Genomic DNA, 17,223 nt, shown 5'->3' on the forward strand with positions numbered 1-17,223 from the left:
GCAGACGCCACTCGGTGTGGGCGAATCCGGTTCGGCTGCTGCAGGATCGGGACGCGCACCGTCACTCTCGGCACCAGGGGTCGTGCTGTCCTTGCCGCCGGTCTCGTCGTGCACGACCGATGTCGGGTCTGCGGGGTTGTTGACGCCCGGTTTCGCGGCTTTGGAGAACAAGGCTTCGAGGTAGGCCCGTAGTTCGGGGTCGACGCAGAATTTTCCTTCCGACATTCCGTCGGCACCCTGCTCACCGAGGTAGAAGAACGCATCCCTGCGTTTCGGTGGTTTCGGGGGCTTCCCCTCGTCCTCGTCCTCGTCCTCGTCGTGGTCGCCGTCGGGATTGAGGATCGAATCCAGGTGCGCCACCAACGGTGCGAAATCGTCGGGTCGCCTGGTCGAGGCGTAGCCCGCCAGTTGTTCGTCGGCGAGCTCGCGCGTCTGCGGATCGACATCCCGGGGCAGATGGCGGAAGAATTCGCGGATCATCTGCACATGCTTGGCATCGAGCAGCCCCGCCCGCAACGCAGCAGCAGTGTGCGGCAGCAACGGCGGCAGGACTTCCCCCGAGAAGGCGGTGCGGTCACCCAACTCCGCAGCCAGACGCACCCGTGCTCCGGCTGCTCGTGGGGTGATCCGCAGCATCCACGCCACCGACGACGGCACCGATCCCGGGTATACATCGAGGCCGTGCTGTGAGATCAGCTCGTTGAGCCAGGTGTACGAGTGCGCCGTCAGGGATCTCGTCGCCGTTTCCATCCGTTGGATCACCGCGCGCCGGTCCGCGTTCGACCACGCTACCGACGACTGTTCCGCTAATTCCGCGATCGCGGACTCGATCCGGTCGACCAGCGCAGACAAGTCGGGATCGGACACCGCAGGGGCGGGCGGCACCGTCTCGATGCCGTCCACCCCTGATCCGCCGTCCCCCGAAAGCATGCAAAGAATCTATCGCGACCCACCGACAAACTTTCGAACGCACGTTCCCCGTATGGCCATACCGCAGATCGGTCGCCTATCGGGTCTTCGTCACCCATCATGGTGGTGAAGCCGTCACCGAGGTGAGCGATCCTCTCCGTTCTGCCATCGATATGCACGGCCTCGACCCGAGCCGGCACCTCGGCGCACACCTGCGGGGGAAGTTCCATCTGCTCTGGTGAAGCCCAGTACGTCGTGGGTGAGAACACCGCACCTACGGCTGGTTCGTCAGGCCAGGGTTCCATGTCCTCGAGCATCCACAGTTGCGGCATTCGCCCATGCGCCTCAGGAGAACTGCGCCCTCGGAGCACCCATTCCCGGGTCGATTTGGAACGGTCCGCCCGCAGAGGGCGCTATCGGGAAATCGAAGATCGCCGTGGGGATGTACACGGTGGCACAGGAGTTCGGAATGTCCACCACCCCGGACAGGCGTCCTTCGATCGGAGCCGATCCCAGTAGCAGGTACGCCTGCTCGGGGCTGTAGCCGAACTTGGTGAGGTAGTCGATCGCGTGCATGCATGCGTTCTGGTACGACAGGTCGGAGTCCAGATACTTCTGCTCACCGTCGACGGTCACCGAAATGCCCGAGAAGGCAATCCATTCCGAGTACTGCGGCGCGGTGTTTCCGGGCATGAAGACCGCGTTCTCGCTCACCCCGTAGGTTTCCATACCGCCCTTGATCAGGTCGACGTGCAGGTCCATGAAGCCACCCATCTCGATGGCACCGCAGAACGTGATCTCCCCGTCACCCTGCGAGAAGTGCAGATCACCGAAGGACAACTTCGCGCCCGGCACGAACACCGGATAGAAGACGCGGGTTCCTTTGGTGAGGTTCTTGATGTCCTGATTTCCACCGTTCTCCCGGGGCGGCGCTGTACGTGCGGCTTCACCTGCGACACGGGTGAATTCGTCGCCGCTCAAGGAACCGAGGATTGCACCGTCGAGCTCGGGTGCAAGGGCCAGTGGCGGAACCCGATTCGGATCTGTCGCGATCAACGCACCTTCACGGGCGTTCCACTTCGCCAGCAGGGCAGCCGACGGCGCGGTCCCCATCAGCCCGGGATGGGTGATGCCGGTGTACTTCACGTGCGGCACGTGGCGAGATATGGTGGTCTGACCGGAAAAGTCCCAGATCGCCTTGTACGCATCGGGGAATCGATCGGTGAGAAATCCGCCTCCGTTCTGCTTGGCGAAGATCCCCGTGTAGCCCCAACCCTGGCCGGCCAGCGGACCCGAATCCTCCTGCGGTATCGGACCCACGTCCAGGATGTCGACGATCAGCAGGTCACCGGGCTCTGCACCCTCGATGTGGAAGGGCCCTGACAGTGTGTGCACGTTGTTGAGCGGCGCATTCAGGATGTCCTCGGCGGAATCGTCGTTGTGGATGGCCCCGTCGAACCATTCGCGACAGTGGGCCCGAAAGGACGTACCGGGTTTGACTGTGACCGCCGCCGGGATATCGGGATGCCATCGGTTGTGGCCGACGACCTCCTGCTCGGTGAAACTCTTCGTCGAGTCGAGCGGAAACAGCAGTTCGGGCACGAGGCACCTCCGGTTGCGCGGATTCTCCTGCCTCGATCATTGCACCGTCGCGGTCCATCCGGTCGGATATGGCATGTAAACCTTGTATGACGTTGTGCCGGAACGTTGCTGATGCGCCACATCGCGCTACTCTCGAATGCGTGCCCACCTACAGCTTCCGCTGCGCGCGACGATGCGCCCCCGTCGAGCAGAGATTCTCCATGGCGGACGCGCCATCCGAGGTGACGTGCCCGGAGTGCGGCGACGCGGCCCCACGACAGATCTCCTCGCCTGCTCTCGGACGTGGGAACAGCGCTGCGATGAAGGCACACGACGCCTCGCGCGCCACTGCGGACACACCTGCCGTGGTCTCGTCTCTACCTCCGGCCGGCAGATCCGCAACAAGGACCACGTCCAATCCACTGCATCGCCGCCTGCCGCGCCCCTGACGACTCCGCGTTTCCCTTTCGCGCCGACAGGGAAGTCCGACGCCATGCCCACGCTTCCAGCTCCCCCGTCGATTGCCGACGGCTCCACCACCGAGGACGTCGTCGACTGGGTCGCCGAGCATCTGGGGGATCTGACTCGCGAGGGTCCGGATGCCATCACGGCCGGCGGCATTCGCGGCGGGCAGTCCGCTGCCGATACCGCGCTGGCCGGACTCGACATCACCGGATATGCGCGCGATCGCAGCACCGTTCTACCGGTGAATCGCCGAGGTGCAAGCCGCATGTCGCCCTACATCCGACACGGGCTGCTGACGCTGCGGGAGGTATGGGACGCGGTCGCCGACGCTCCCCCACGCGACCGTTCCCGCTATCGCGACGAACTGATGTGGCAGGAATACGCGCGTCATCTCTACGCGCGCACCGGATCCGATCTCGGTCGTTCGCTACGCCGTGAGCAGCCGCGACCCCAGGGCTGGACCGCGCAGCCGTGGCCCGAGGAGATGAACTGCATGTCCTCGGTGGTGGGTGAATTGCACCAGGACGGCTGGCTGGTCAACCAAACCCGCATGTGGCTCGCCTCCCAGTGGGCAGTCCGTGCCGGGGCGACGTGGCGCGACGGCGAAGACGAGATGTTCGCCCATCTACTCGACGGCTCCCGCGCAGCCAACCGCCTCGGCTGGCAGTGGACCGTCGGTACCGGAAGCGGCAAGGTCTACGGATTCAGCCGGTGGCAGGTGAACAAGCGAGCACCGTCCCTGTGCCGCAACTGCGCATTGAAAGATGCGTGCCCCATCGAGAATTGGCCCGACGACGAGCTCGGCCCGGCGGTCGACGGTCCCGACCTGAACAAGGCACCGATTCCCGCCGGCCCCGCCCATGCGGAAGGCACTGGCGCAGAACAGGTGTGGATAACGGCAGAGTCACTCGGCACCGCAGACCCGGCACTGGCCGCCGACACCGATCGACCCGCGGTGTTCGTCTTCGACGAGCCGCTCCTGCGGAAACTCAGGCTCTCCGGCAAGAGGCTGGTCTTGCTCGCCGAGACGCTCGGTGAGATCGCGTCGACCCGCCCGTTGGAGGTACGTCGCGGCAGAGTGTCCGACGAGCTCTCCGGACGCTCCTTGGCTACCACCTGGGCACCCGTTCCCGGCTTCTCCCGCATCGCCGACGCCATAGCCCCGGTCGAGTTGCATCCGTGGCCGTGGCTGTTCCGACCGACCGCATCCTCGGTACGGTCGTTCAGCGCGTGGCGACGCAGTCATTGAACGGCGGTCCTCGACCGGAGCTATCTCCGCAGCACCGAAATCCGGCCTTCTTCACTGCTGACCGATACCGACCTCGGAGAACTCGGATCGTCGACGACGTCGATCTCGACATCTCCCTTCTCCGACGTCGCCTCGACGTCGTACAAATCGGCCGGCGGGAGTTCGATCATGCTGTCGCCCTGCATGTTCTGCACACGTAACGAATCCGGCGGCAGCCTGGAATCAACGGCGACCCGACCGAACGTCGTGTCCACCTCCAGTGCCGACACGGCCGCATCGGTGATGTCCACGTCGCCGAATCGTGTTGTTATGTTCAGGGTTCCGGCAGATCCCCGAGAGATCACCGAACCCGCCGAGGTGGACACCGATGTCTGCGCGTCGACGTCGACGAGCTCGACATCGGCTGTGGTGCCATCGATATCGAGTGTCAGGCCCGACGGTATCCGTAGTTCGAGACCTATGTCGCAACTGCTGCGCTTCCGGTAGGAGCATTCCACAGCGATGTTCGACCCGTCGTCACTGATGTCGATGGTCGGAGTGTCGCCTCGATAGGAACCGTCGGCCCGCACGTGCACCTCCGAGTCGGGACTCATGGACACCGACACGTGGGCGAATCCGGTCGTGAGCGAGAGATTCTTCCCGGTGATCGCTGCGTCGGTGGCGTAGTCGAACGACTGCATCTTGGGCATGGTGAAGCCGTAGGCAATCGTGGCCGTCGTCGCCGCGCCCGCCACGCCCACGACAGCTATGGCGATCGACACCGCAACGACGTTGCGCCACAATGACTTCTTCACTGAATCGCTCCCAGATATCGTAGGACGGCCATGACGCGGCGGTGATCGGCACTGTCTCCGAGTAGACCGAGCTTGGCGAATATGTTTCCGATGTGCTTCTCCACGGCAGCTTGACCGACCACCAATGCAGCGGCGATTCCGGCGTTCGACTTGCCTTCGGCCATGGCGGTCAACACGTCCCGCTCCCGCGGAGTCAGCGAATCGAGTGGATCCGACCGTGGGGCCCGCGCCAGGATCTGCTGCACCACTTCGGGATCGATGACGGTTCCACCGGTCGCAACGGTCCGCACGGCATCGGCGAACTCGTCCACGTCGGCCACCCGGTCTTTCAACAGGTATCCGACGCCGTCCGTGCTCTGCCGGATGAGTTCGGCTGCGTACCGTTCCTCCACGTACTGAGAGAGCACGAGAACTCCTACAGCGGGCCACCGTTGGCGAATGACCAGCGCTGCGCGCAGACCTTCGTCCAGGAAGGTCGGCGGCATGCGTACGTCGATCACGCACTCGTCGGGAAGCGGATCGGCAGCGGACATGGCCGCGAGCAGTTCCGACGCATCGGACACCTTCCCGATCACGTCTGCTCCGGTATCGATCAGCAGGCGAGCCACACCCTCTCGCAACAGAACCGAATCGTCGGCGATGATCACTCGCACGGGATGCTCACCTCGAGCCGCGTCGGGCCGCCGGACGGCGACGTGATGGACATGGTTCCGTCGATTCCGCTGAGCCTGTCCTCGAGCCCGGCCAGACCGCCCCCCGGTGCCGGATGCGCTCCCCCACAACCGTCGTCGACCACCGTCACTCGCACGGCGGACTCGACTTTCGAGACATCGACTCGGACGTGGGCGGCCTTCGCGTGCTTGCTCACGTTGGTCAGGGCCTCGGAGACGACGAAGTAGACCGTCGACTCGACCGTCGCGTCCGGGCGTCGATCACCGGAGAGGGCGGGGTCGATACGAACAGTGACCGGTACAGCACACAACGCCGCGACGGACGACAGAGCGGCGTCGAGACCGCGGTCGGTCAGAATCGGCGGGTGCAGACCGCGCGTGAGGGTACGGATCTCGCCGATCGCGTTCTTGGCCTCCCGGTGGGCATCGTCGAGCAGGCCTTTCAGTACCGCATCGTCCGTCGCCGAGGCGCGCGACTTGGCCTGCCCCAGTGACATTGCCACCGATACCAAACGCTGCTGGGCCCCGTCGTGCAGATCGCGTTCGATGCGGCGGCGTTCGGCATCGGCAGCGTCGACGACGCGAGCACGACTCACCGTCAATTCGTCGACCCGCCTACTGGATTCGGATCGGCCGAGAAGGGCTGCGGCACTCCACCAGTCGAGCCGCGCCAGAGCTGTGAGCAGCAGTGGAACCCCCGCGACGAAGGTCACCAGCGAGGCGAAGCCGACCAGCGCGACGAACGGATAGCCCACCCGATCTCCGATTTCGAGCTGATTACCGACCGGGTTCGTCACGATCCAGGCGACCGGTGCCGCCGCCAGAACCGGCAGGACCACGAACAGCGCCGGCAGCAAGAACAGCAGAACGGCCGAGACCGGAATCCGAAGGAGCCAGTAGCAGAACGACTTCCACAATCCGATATCGCGGAGGCACCAGATGAACCTGCGCCAACTGGTCGGGTACACGGTCGGTTCTGGGCCCTCGATGGAAATTCCACCGGTGAAACCGATTCCGGCACGCACTGCACGGTCCATCCACCGGAGCGCCACTATCGTCAGCGCGAAGACGAGCACACCACTGAGCGCAAACGGCAATGCGCACACCGCGAGTACCAGCAGTCCCAGGATCATCCAGCCGCCGAGCCCGGCGACCGTCGATGCCAGCAGCGACGCCACCACCAGCCACCAGTTCGGCGAGATCCATGCCCTGAGCGGATTCAGGGGAATCGGTAGTGCCTCGTTCATGCGGATCAGCCTAAGTCGGGTGTCGTCGGCTTGTCGGCACTGTGAACCCACGGCCCGAGGTAGGGCTGGCCCTACCGTCGGTCCGTGGGTCGATCGTGGTGTTTTCCGCGGTCCGGACGACGAGATTCGACAGGTATGAACCTGAACATCCTCGATGTGGACCGGTTGTCGTCCGTGCCCGTGTGGGTCGTCTTTGCCGTCGTCTTCGTACTGCTGGCATTCGAGTCCGCGTCGTTGCTCGGTCTTTTCACACCGGGAAACAGCGTGCCGATCACGCTCGGGGTGCTGACGTCGATCGGTGTGGTGCCGTGGCTGCCTGCCGTCGTCACCGCGGCGGTGGCGTCGAGCATGGGTGCGCAGTGGGCGTTCTGGCACAGTCGCCGCACCGGCACCGTGTTGGGTCTCGGACGAGCTGAGTCGGCTCTGCCTGCCGCGGTGATGAGGGTCGTCCTCGGGCTGACCACACAGGCGCGATCGAGGCCACGCGCGGTCGCCATCGTCGGACACCTCATCGGGGGTATCCGCACCATCACGCCCCGGCTGGTCGCGACGTCCTCACTGCGGCACCGCGAGTACACGGCGCTCAGCCTGCTGGCCGCAGTCGTGTGGGCGGGTGTACTGGTGTCGGTCGGAGCGTGGCTGGGTGACCGGACGGTCATCAGGACCGCGCTCGGATACGCCTGGATTCCGGCTCTGACCATCATGGCTGCTACCCAGCTCAGGCGTCGAACACGCTCGTCTTCTCCCGAACTTGTCGGAGCCCGGTGATATCAAGGAGGTAGAGAGATACGACAGAAAGGGATTCGCATGTCCGCACGCTTCGATACCTGCAACGGCACACTCGTGATCCACGCGGTCGGCGGTGCGGAGTGCACGGAGCCGGACTGCGTGGATCTCGAGTACGTACGTCACTTCCTGGTGCTCGAATGCGAGGAAGTCACCGGCGGTTGCCAGTGCACCGCCCTCGTGGAGTTCGCTCAGGCGTCCTGACGTCGAACCACCGGCTGCTGCAGTTCGGTCACCCAATTCTCCTGCGGCTGCGGCTCGGACACCAGGTAGAACTCGCGGCAGATGCCAGAGAGTTCGTAGCCGTTCGCCTCTATCCATGCGATGAACTGCTCCCAGGTTTCGCCGATCGTGGCCATCGAACCGTGGTGGACGGTGGTCACCGCGACCTCGACGGGCGGTAGCTCGCGCACCTCGTAGCCCTCACCGCCCACGACCTGGGGTCCCACCTCGAATGCGGCATGCACGGTGACGCCGCTGCCGTCTCCGTCGTCGACGGCCTCGTACATGGCGATGGACGACGGTCCGAACGTTACGCCGTGCCCGGCGAGTGTCCGGGCGAGCCGGGCGTACATCGGACCGATGATCGGTCCGATGTTCTGGGGGCCGAAGCCAGCGGCGGTCTCGGTGAGAACGGCAATACGGGTGGCCGGCAACGACTTGGTATCCACGGTGATCATCGAAATCCCTTCGGTGTGGGAGAGTCGCGCTTCGATGCGGCGCAGGCGAGCGGCGTCGAGATCGAGCCGACGAGCGACATCATCGCGCTTGGCCGTGAGCATCTCGCGTAGCCGATCGTCATCGACCTGGCCGTGCACGATCTGTGTCACCTCGTCGAGCCTGAACCCGAGGTCCTTGAACATCAGAATGCGTCCCAGAACTTCGAACTGCGAACCGTCGTACGAGCGATAGCCCGTGAACGGATCAACCCGCGCCGGCGTCAACAACCCGATCTCGTCGTAATGCCGAAGCATACGAACCGACACCCGGCCGATCGATGCGAACTCTCCAATGCTGAACATGACCCTCCGAGGTTCTCGTCTCACACAGTGTGAGGGTCAAGCGCAGAAAGTTGGGTGCACTCGACCTTCACAGCACGGGAATCCGGAAACGAACCACCGACCCGATGCAGTCGACTTTCTCGCCTCCGGCACGCTCCAGAGTCGCTATCGAGGCCGCGTCACCTGGCCACCGGTCAGGCCGAGAGCCGGCTGCGGCGGCAGGGTGAAGCCACAGGACTGCTGTACGGTGCCCGGTTCGATGGGCAGATCGGTACGACGGCACTGCCCGGTGGACGTGGCCGTGAGCGCAGGCGTGACGCCGTAGCTGGTGATGCTCAGCGATGCGCCGAAATCCGGAGTCGACGGGTTCTGATAGCAGATCGATGCGGTGGCCGCCACGTCCGCGGACGGCTCGGTCGATGCCGCGCCGGTGGCGGCGTCCACGGAGACGGCGTGGATCTCGGTGGTGCGCACGCCACCCGGGCATGCGGGAGTGCTTCCGGTCGAAACCGAGTTCACCTCGCGTCCGACGCTGTACTTCACCGACCCGGTCGGTTGCGGTGTTCCTGCAACGGGTTCCGGCACAGGGGCAGTGCCGTCACCGAGTGTGTAGAGGGTCCACAGCGAGCCGGTGCGACCGTCCGGCAGGCGAAGCGGATTGGCGATCGAGTTGCTGGTCGCGACGCCGTCGACCACCCCGGATTCGTTGGGGTTCACTCGCATCACACAATCGACGGCCGCGCGTCCGGGCGAACCGATCATGAACTCGAGCCCGCACGGGCCGTACATGGAGAGCGTGCCGAGGCCGGGAGCCGTCAGAGCACCCCACTGATCCAGGAAGGCCTGGCCGTCGAGCAGGGGTCCGTCGCACACGTAGATCGGTCCGACGTTCTGGGCCGTCGGGTTCTGCAGGAAGCCCGTCGACGGGTCGTTGGTGAAGGTGTACATCCGTGCGTCGAGCCGTTCCACCACGGTCAGCGAACGCGGGGTGCCGAAGTAGTCGTTGCACGCAGCGTTGTCCTCGGCGGTGGGGCGCTGACCACTGTCGACGGTACGGAAGACGCTGAAGGTGCCCGGTCCGTCGTCGATGGACCCCATGATGGTGGCCGGTGCCGGGCTCGGCGCAGGATCCGCCGAGACCGTGGCGATCGGACACAACGCGACCGCCACTGCAGACACCACGACGCCGCGCAACCACTTCTTCGACACGTGTTCCCCCGGAACATCTGGATCCGCAATCGGTGCAGATCGGACTCACCCCGCCGAGGACAGTAGCGCAACAGACGTTGAGACGCGAGAGTTGGAGGACCACAGCGGTAGCTGAGACTTCGCCGGAAACTTCCAACCCGGCGGTACGACACGGCTAGGGTTCGACCTGCGCACTCACCGACCGAGGAGAGACTTCATGAACAAGCGTCTGGCATCGTATTCGGTTGCAGTACTTGCTGCTTCCACATTCTTCGTGGCCCAACCCACCGGTGTGGCGAACGCTGCCCCGTGCTCGGATGTCGACGTGGCCTTCGCCCGTGGAACCGCGGAGTTCCCCGGCCTCGGTATCACCGGCGGGCCGTTCGTCGATCGGCTGAAGTCGGAGTTGTCGGACCGCTCGATCAGTACGTACGCGGTGAACTACGCGGCCGACGTCACACAGGCCAGCGCCGGACCGGGATCTCGGGACCTCGTCGAACACCTCACGTCCGTCGCAGCGTCGTGCCCGTCGACGACGTTCGTGATCGGGGGATACTCACAAGGGGCCACCGTGGTGACCAACGCTGTGGGTCTGCGGACCAGCAGCAGCAACACCGGAGCCGTCATCCCGGCGGAGATCGCCGACCGCATCGACGCGGTGGTGGTGTTCGGCAACCCGCTCGGGCTCCGCGGCAGCAAGATCGAGACCGCCAGCGCCACGTACGGCCCGCGCACGCAGAGTTTCTGCACGGTCGGCGACCCGGTGTGCCAGATCGGCGGCTTCGATGTTCTCGCGCACCTTCGGTACGCAATCGACGGATCCACCACCGCCGGTGCCCAATTCGCAGCGGCTCGAGTTCGTAGCTGACCCGATCTCAGCGGCGCAGGTTCAATCCCGTCGTGGTCGAGAAGTAGTGGGCCGCCTCGGCGCGAGGGGCGATGCGGAGGACATCGCCCTGCGACGGGGTAGCGATGTCGGGGATTCGCGCGATGATCTGCGCCCCGACGGTACCGAGGTTCGACGCGTCCTCGACGGTCCGGCCGTAGATGTAGGCGTCCGCGCCGAGTTCCTCGACGACGTCGACGACGATGTCGGTACCGGAGTCGGAAAGCGTCCACGCTTCCGGTCGGACGCCCATCGTGACGCGGCTGCCGTCGATTCGATCGGAGATCGTGCGCTCGATGGGCACCGACAGCGATCCGAGCTTCGCGGCACCGGCGACGACGTCCACCTCGAACAGATTCATCGCGGGCGATCCGATGAATCCTGCGACGAATGCGTTGACCGGGTGCTCGTAGAGCTCCTTGGGGCTGGCGCACTGTTGCAGCACACCGGCTTTCATGATGGCGACGCGATCACCCATGGTCATGGCTTCGACCTGATCGTGGGTGACGTACACGGTGGTGGTGCCGAGCCTGCGCTGCAGCAACGAGATCTGAGTGCGGGTCTGCACGCGGAGTTTGGCATCGAGGTTGGACAGCGGCTCGTCCATGAGGAACACCTGCGGGTTGCGCACGATCGCGCGGCCCATCGCGACGCGCTGCCGCTGACCACCGGAGAGCGCCTTGGGTTTACGGCCCAGGTAGTCGGTGAGATCGAGGATCTTCGCAGCCTCCTCGACGCGTCGGCCCACCTCGGCCTTGTCCATTCCGGCGATCTGCAGCGCGAAACCCATGTTCTTGGCGACGGTCATGTGCGGGTACAGCGCGTAATTCTGGAACACCATCGCGATGTCGCGTTCCTTGGGCGCAAGTGACGTGACATCCCGGTCGCCGATCTTGATGGCACCGTAGTCGACGTCCTCCAGACCGGCGAGCATCCGCAGTGAGGTGGACTTACCGCAACCGGAAGGCCCGACGAGCACCAGGAATTCGCCGTCCTCGATGGCGAGGTCCAGCGATTCGACTGCCGCGACGTCCGATCCCGGGTAGAGCTTGGTGGCTCCTTCGTACGTGACCTGTGCCATGGGAGTGCTCCTTTGTATGGGTTAGAAGAATCGATGTGCGGAGCCGGCGGGCTCGGCAGTGAGAAAGGTGGGTTCCGGCAGCACGGATCGTGTTGCACTGTAGGCGATCTCGTTCGCCACGGTCTCGACGAGTTCCGAGGGCACCAGCGCAATGGCCGAGCCGCCGAATCCGCCGCCCGTCATCCGAGCGCCGTACGCGCCTGCCCGCAGGGCCGCGTCGACTGCGCTGTCGAGTTCGGGAGAACTGACCTCGTAGTCGTCACGCAACGACCTGTGCGACGCGGTCATCAGCTCACCGAGTTCGGCACCTGCGGCACCGCGGTCGAGGAGTTCGGCAGCCTGCTCCACGCGCCCGATTTCACTGATGACGTGGCTGACTCGGGCGATCAACGTCTCGTCGCCGAGTCCCGAGACCGCCCGCTCGAGATCCAGACCTCGTAACGTCGTCACCCCCAACTCGGCGTACGCCGTATCCAAGGCGGCGCGCCGGGCTCCGTACTGACCGTCGACCAGACGGTGCGGGGCGTTGGTGTCGATCACCAGCAAGCGCGTTCCCGACGTGGCCAGATCGAGGGGGATCTGACGCGTCGAACCGTCCAGGCAGTCGAGCAGCAGCGCGTGTCCCACCTCGGCCGACATCGCGATGTTCTGATCCATGCCGCCCGTCGACGCGCCGGCGATCTCGTTCTCGGCGCGAATACTGGCGTCGATCAGCACCTTTCGGTCGAGCCGAAGACCGAACAGATCGTCGAGCGCGAGGGCGAACGAGCATTCCAGCGCCGCCGAGCTCGACAGCCCCGAACCCACCGGCACCGAGGAATGCACGGCCACGTCGACTCCGCCGACTCCATGCTCACCGAGAGCCCAGGACACTCCCGCCACATAAGCCGCCCAACCCGACGGGGTGCCCGGACCGATCTCGTCGAGCTCTCCGGTCCACGACTGCTCGGTGTGCGTCGACACGGCCCGCACGGTCGTGTCCTCGCGGCGACGCACTGCAACCGCGGTGGCATACGGCAGCGCGAAGGGCAACACCAGTCCCCCCGCGTAATCGATGTGTTCGCCGATGAGGTTGACGCGACCCGGAGCGATCCAGACGCCGTCGGGTTCACCGCCAAGTGCACTGCGGAACAGCGCGGCGGCACCGTCGGCGAGATCCTCGTCGGCAATCACGTCGAGCCAGTTCACGCGAGCACCTCGCGCATCCGGTCTGCGATCCGCTCGGGAGTGGTGTCGTTGATCCAGGCTCCCATCGCAGATTCCGATCCGGCGAGGAACTTCATCCGACCGGGTGAGCGCATCATCGAGAACAGTTGCAGATGCAGGCGTCCCAGTTCGCGATCTGCTCCGACAGGGGCCTGGTGCCACGCCGCGATGTACGGCACCTCGTCGACGCCCTCGAAGAACGCGTCGACTCCACGCAACAGATCCCGATAGACCACGGCCAGCTCGTCCCGCTCGGCACCGCTCAACTCGGCGAGATCTGCAACGTCGCGACGCGGAGCGAGATGTACCTCGACCGGCCACCGCGATGCTGCAGGCACGTATGCAACCCAATGCTCGGCATCGACGACGATGCGTCGCCCCGAACGCAGCTCGGCGGCCAGCACATCGGCCAGCAGAACCCGGCCCGTTCTCTCGAAGTGCTTGCGAGACTGACGAATCAGCGCATCGGTGCGCGGCGGCAGGTACGGGTACGCGTAGATCTGACCGTGCGGGTGGGTCAGGGTGACGCCGATCTCCTTACCCCGGTTCTCGAAGCAGAACACCTGCTGGACACCGGGGATCGCGGACAATGCGGTGGTGCGATCGGCCCAGACGTCGATGATGGTGCGGACTCGAGAGAGCTCCAGCGCGACGAAGGATGTATCGGGGTCACTCGCGAAGCAGATCACCTCGCACCGCCCGGTGCCGGGGGCCATCGGCCACAGCGCTTCGCCGTCCACCTCGCTCGGAAGTGATTGCTGCGCTGCCGTTTCGGACAGGGACGGGAAGCGGTTCTCGAACACCACCACGTCGTAGTCGGCCGCCGGAATCTCCGTGGCCGGACGGTCCGGTCGGCTCGGTGCCAACGGCGACGCGTCGGCCGGCGGCAGGAACGTGCGGTCCATTCGCTGCGCCGCGATGACGATCCACTCCCCGGTGAGGACGTCGAATCGCATCTGCGACTGGGACATCGACGGTGAGAGGGCCCGGGTATCGACCAGATCGCGGGTGGCTCCACCGGAGAGATAGGGCTCGGTGTCGTCGTAGTAGATCAGCTCACGGCCGTCGGCCAGAGTGGTCGACGTCTTGCGCATCGAATGCGTCGTGGCGTCATGCGCGGTCATCGAGTGCTCGTTCCTCGTTCGTGTCGGGGGTGTGCTCTCCGGCGATCACCACGTCGTCGACCGTCTCGGACAACGCCTCGTGAACGCCGGGGTCGAGTCCGGCATCGGTGACGAACACGTCCACGCGCGAGAGCGGGATGGTGTTGGCCAGTGCGCGAACACCCCACTTGGTGTGGTCGGCGAGCACGATGACGCGACGAGACGACGCGACCAGCGCCTGGTTGGTCTGTGCTTCCATGAGATTGGGGCAGGTGAGCCCGGATTCGATGTCCACACCGTGTGTTCCGAGAAACAGCATGTCCATGTGAATACTCTGCAGGGCACTGACCGTGAGCGGTCCGACGAGCGCGTAGGACGGCGTGCGCTGTCCGCCGGTGAGCAACACCGTCTGATCCGACCGCCCACCGGTGTGGAAGACCTCGGCGACAGGCAGCGAATTGGTGACGACGGTGATGTCCGGAACGTCGAGGAGTTCCTGTGCGAGTGCATGCGTCGTGGTGCCACCGGAGATGCCGATGGAGGTCCCGGGCCGCACGAATCGTGCAGCGGCACGGGCGATGGCCGCCTTGGCATCGCGATCGAGTTCGGACTTGGCCGAGAACCCCGGCTCGAAGACGCTCGCCGATCGCGGCAGCGTCACGCCGCCGTGCACCCGCTCGACCAGACCGCGGGCGACGAGCTCGTTGACGTCGCGTCGAATGGTCATGTCCGACACCGACAGTGCAGCACCGAGATCCGCGACCTTGACCGCACCCTCGGCCGTCACCTGGTCCAGGATCTTCTGCTGACGCTGGTGGGCGAGCATCAGCGGTTCTCGGCGATCACGGCACTGCCGCCTGCGGCCAGGATGAGTTCACCGTCGATCTGTGCGCCGCCGACAAGATCGGTACCCGAGGCGGGCACGCTGACCTTGTCGGTTCCGTGGTTGAGCACGAAGAGCCAGGACTGCTCCCCTGCCGACCGTCGGACGATCTCCACATCCGATCCGAAATCGCGTCGGGTGTCGATTCCGGCTGCGGCGCAGAGCTTGTCGGCGAGCGTGGCCCAACCTGCCGCGTCGGGCACGGTGGCGGCGTACCAGGCGGCACCGGTGCCGACAGTGCGTTTGGTCAGCGCGGGAACGCCGCGCAGATGCCCCCGGGTATGGCGCGCCAGCACATCGACGTCCTCGGTCGTGGTGAGGTATTCGCTCCAGATCTCACCGACGGTCTCGTCGTCGAGACTCAGCGTCTCGCCGTCGGCGAGCGGGAAGAATTCCTCGACTCGGACGCCGAGCAGCTCGCGGAATGCGCCCGGGTAGCCGCCGAGTCGCACGTGGTCGTCCTCGTCGGCGATTCCCGAGAATGCGGTGACCAGTACCTGCGCGCCGGCATCGGCCGCGTCGGCTATCCGCGCGGCGGTCTCGTCGCTGCACAGGTACAGAGCCGGAACCACGACGATGTCGTAGCCACTGAGGTCCGTGGACGACGGAACGACGTCTACGGTCACGCCGGCGGAGGTGAAGCCGCGATGTGCGCGTCGGGCAATCTCCATGGGCTGCATCGCCATCGACGGATGGCCCTCCTGCTCGCACGCCCATTGCGATGCCCAGTCGAAGAGCACGGCGACCCGGGCATCGACGGTGCTTCCTGCCACAGGGGCCATACGACGCAGCGCAGCGCCGAGCTCGACGACCTCACGCCACCGCGCGGAGTCCTCACCGGCATGCGGCACCAGTGCGGAATGGAACTTCTCGGCCCCGGCCTTGGAGGCACGGAACTGGAAGTACGCGATGCCGTCTGCGCCTCGGGCCATGTGCGCCAGGGAGTTTCGCATCATCTCACCGGGCATCTTGGCCCGGTTGATGTGCTGCCAGTTGACCGCGCTGGTGGAATGCTCCATCAACAACCAGGGTCGACGGCCGGCGACGCCGCGGGTCAGGTCGGCGGAGAACGACAGCTTGTGATGCGCTGCCGCGTCACCGGTTTCGGGGCCGACGAGGTAGTGGTCGGTCGAGACAATGTCCTGCTCGGGGGCCCAGGACGCGTAGTCCATGTTGCCTGCGAGCGCGGGGCCCTGGCCCATGCCGACCATGAAGTTCGTGGTGACCGGGACGTTCGGGGTGATGCGGTTCAGCAGGGCCTTCTCGGCGCGGTACTGCTCGAGGAGAGCGTCGGAGCAGAAGCGGCGCCAGTCGAGCTGGTGCGTCGGGTTGCCGAAAGTGGTGCTCACCGACGGGGGAACGATCTCGTCCCAGTCGCTGTAGCGCTGGCTCCAGAAGTCGGTTCCCCAGGCGGTGTTGAGGGTCTCGAGGTCGATGTACCTGGCGCTGAGCCATTCTCGGAATGCATGGGCACTGTCGTCGGAGTAGCACAGTGCGTTGTGGCAGCCGAGTTCGTTGGAGACGTGCCACATCGCCAGTGCTGGGTGCTCACCGTAGCGATGCGCCATCTTCTCGACCAGCACGAGCGAATGTTCGCGGTACACAGCAGAACTGGGGCTCCACGTCTGACGGCTTCCGATGGCGTAGCGGTAGCCGCGCTCGTCCACCGGGCGCATCTGCGGGTAGGCGGTGGCCAACCACGGCGGGGGCGAGGCCGTCGCCGTGGCGAGGTCGACGCGGATATCGCCCTCGTGCATCAGATCCATGACTCGGTCGAGCCACTCGAAGTCCCACGTCGACGCGGTCGGCTGCAGACGCGCCCAGGAGAAGACACCGACGGTCACGAAGTCGACGCCGGCCTCGTGCATCAGCTCGACGTCACGTCGCCAGACGTCCTCGGGCCACTGCTCGGGGTTGTAGTCGCCGCCGAAGGAGATTCCCTGGGTCGGCCAGGTGCTGCGTCGCGCTGTGTCCATGCTCACAATATGAACGAGCAGTTCTCAGATGTCAACATGAATGAACATTTTCTTACTGATGCTGGTGAGCGGGCCTAGAAGGGCTTGACAGACGCCCTCGCGTCGTGCTTCTGTAACCTGCATCACCCCGGATGGTCAGAGAAACGACGCGGAACCTACCGCGAATATGTTCACTTCTGATCGTTATCGATACTTCT

Annotated in this window: 17 protein-coding genes; 5 read left to right on the top strand and 12 right to left on the bottom strand. The window is 65.2% G+C overall.

The features are described from left to right. A partial coding sequence (locus CH276_RS08960) for a DUF222 domain-containing protein (protein WP_141214682.1) occupies positions 1-930 on the bottom strand: 930 nt, incomplete at its 3' end. 324 nt (positions 931-1,254) lie between these two features. Beyond that, positions 1,255-2,511 (bottom strand): formamidase, encoded by a 1,257-nt coding sequence (gene fmdA, locus CH276_RS08970; protein ID WP_094628876.1) that lies wholly within the window; start codon positions 2,509-2,511, stop codon positions 1,255-1,257. A gap of 200 nt (positions 2,512-2,711) precedes the next feature. Here fmdA and CH276_RS29355 point away from each other — a divergent pair, with 200 nt between their 5' ends. Both CH276_RS29355 and CH276_RS08980 read left to right on the top strand, forming a co-directional pair. Next, positions 2,712-2,939: a zinc ribbon domain-containing protein gene (locus CH276_RS29355; protein ID WP_254923875.1), complete on the top strand. Its 228-nt coding sequence runs from the start codon at positions 2,712-2,714 to the stop codon at positions 2,937-2,939. A gap of 44 nt (positions 2,940-2,983) precedes the next feature. After that, complete coding sequence (locus CH276_RS08980; RefSeq protein WP_094628880.1) at positions 2,984-4,204, top strand: FAD-binding domain-containing protein; 1,221 nt, start codon at positions 2,984-2,986, stop codon at positions 4,202-4,204. Positions 4,205-4,224: 20 nt separating this feature from the next. Here CH276_RS08980 and CH276_RS08985 read toward each other — a convergent pair whose 3' ends face one another. Genes CH276_RS08985 through CH276_RS08995 form a run of 3 tightly spaced genes read right to left on the bottom strand, consistent with a single transcriptional unit; the run spans position 4,225 to position 6,916 of the window. Next, the gene (locus CH276_RS08985) at positions 4,225-4,998 is read right to left on the bottom strand and encodes a DUF4097 family beta strand repeat-containing protein (RefSeq protein WP_094628882.1); all 774 of its coding nucleotides are present in this window, start codon (positions 4,996-4,998) and stop codon (positions 4,225-4,227) included. Beyond that, positions 4,995-5,651, bottom strand: coding sequence for a LuxR C-terminal-related transcriptional regulator (locus CH276_RS08990; protein ID WP_094628884.1), 657 nt, complete (start codon positions 5,649-5,651; stop codon positions 4,995-4,997). The genes CH276_RS08985 and CH276_RS08990 overlap by 4 nt, the downstream gene beginning before the upstream one ends. After that, on the bottom strand, positions 5,642-6,916 hold the full coding sequence (locus tag CH276_RS08995) for a sensor histidine kinase (protein WP_094628886.1): 1,275 nt from the start codon (positions 6,914-6,916) through the stop codon (positions 5,642-5,644). The genes CH276_RS08990 and CH276_RS08995 overlap by 10 nt, the downstream gene beginning before the upstream one ends. Positions 6,917-7,051: 135 nt before the next feature. Here CH276_RS08995 and CH276_RS09000 point away from each other — a divergent pair, with 135 nt between their 5' ends. Together CH276_RS09000 and CH276_RS09005 are read left to right on the top strand one after the other, a co-directional pair. Further along, positions 7,052-7,684 carry a DedA family protein gene (locus tag CH276_RS09000; protein WP_094628888.1) on the top strand — a complete coding sequence of 211 codons (633 nt, stop codon included), beginning with the start codon at positions 7,052-7,054 and terminating at the stop codon, positions 7,682-7,684. 39 nt (positions 7,685-7,723) lie between these two features. Further along, entirely contained in the window at positions 7,724-7,906 is a 183-nt protein-coding gene (locus tag CH276_RS09005; protein WP_032397091.1) for a hypothetical protein, read from the top strand. Here CH276_RS09005 and CH276_RS09010 read toward each other — a convergent pair. Both CH276_RS09010 and CH276_RS09015 read right to left on the bottom strand, forming a co-directional pair. Beyond that, a complete protein-coding gene (locus CH276_RS09010; RefSeq protein ID WP_094628890.1) occupies positions 7,894-8,724 on the bottom strand; it encodes a MerR family transcriptional regulator in 831 nt (276 codons plus the stop codon). The two genes, CH276_RS09005 and CH276_RS09010, sit on opposite strands and share 13 nt — an antisense overlap. 144 nt (positions 8,725-8,868) lie before the next feature. Next, positions 8,869-9,912, bottom strand: a complete 1,044-nt coding sequence (locus tag CH276_RS09015) for a hypothetical protein (protein ID WP_094628892.1) — start codon at positions 9,910-9,912, stop codon at positions 8,869-8,871. Positions 9,913-10,108: 196 nt separating this feature from the next. Here CH276_RS09015 and CH276_RS09020 point away from each other — a divergent pair, with 196 nt between their 5' ends. Next, positions 10,109-10,759 (top strand): cutinase family protein, encoded by a 651-nt coding sequence (locus CH276_RS09020; RefSeq protein ID WP_094628894.1) that lies wholly within the window; start codon positions 10,109-10,111, stop codon positions 10,757-10,759. 7 nt (positions 10,760-10,766) lie between these two features. Here CH276_RS09020 and CH276_RS09025 read toward each other — a convergent pair whose 3' ends face one another. The 5 genes from CH276_RS09025 to CH276_RS09045 are packed head-to-tail and all read right to left on the bottom strand — an operon-like array spanning position 10,767 to position 17,026. Further along, positions 10,767-11,858 carry an ABC transporter ATP-binding protein gene (locus CH276_RS09025; protein WP_094628896.1) on the bottom strand — a complete coding sequence of 364 codons (1,092 nt, stop codon included), beginning with the start codon at positions 11,856-11,858 and terminating at the stop codon, positions 10,767-10,769. A gap of 21 nt (positions 11,859-11,879) precedes the next feature. Then, complete coding sequence (gene galK / locus CH276_RS09030; protein ID WP_094628898.1) at positions 11,880-13,046, bottom strand: galactokinase; 1,167 nt, start codon at positions 13,044-13,046, stop codon at positions 11,880-11,882. Continuing rightward, on the bottom strand, positions 13,043-14,158 hold the full coding sequence (gene galT / locus CH276_RS09035) for a galactose-1-phosphate uridylyltransferase (protein WP_094629196.1): 1,116 nt from the start codon (positions 14,156-14,158) through the stop codon (positions 13,043-13,045). The genes galK and galT overlap by 4 nt, the downstream gene beginning before the upstream one ends. A gap of 16 nt (positions 14,159-14,174) precedes the next feature. Beyond that, positions 14,175-14,993 carry a DeoR/GlpR family DNA-binding transcription regulator gene (locus tag CH276_RS09040; RefSeq protein WP_094628900.1) on the bottom strand — a complete coding sequence of 273 codons (819 nt, stop codon included), beginning with the start codon at positions 14,991-14,993 and terminating at the stop codon, positions 14,175-14,177. Continuing rightward, positions 14,993-17,026, bottom strand: a complete 2,034-nt coding sequence (locus CH276_RS09045) for a beta-galactosidase (RefSeq protein WP_094628902.1) — start codon at positions 17,024-17,026, stop codon at positions 14,993-14,995. Before CH276_RS09045 ends, CH276_RS09040 begins: the two co-directional genes overlap by 1 nt. Between the last annotated feature and the right edge of the window lie 197 nt (positions 17,027-17,223).

It is taken from the genome of Rhodococcus sp. 06-470-2, assembly GCF_002258235.1.
In the GTDB taxonomy this organism is placed as follows: Bacteria; Actinomycetota; Actinomycetes; order Mycobacteriales; family Mycobacteriaceae; genus Rhodococcoides.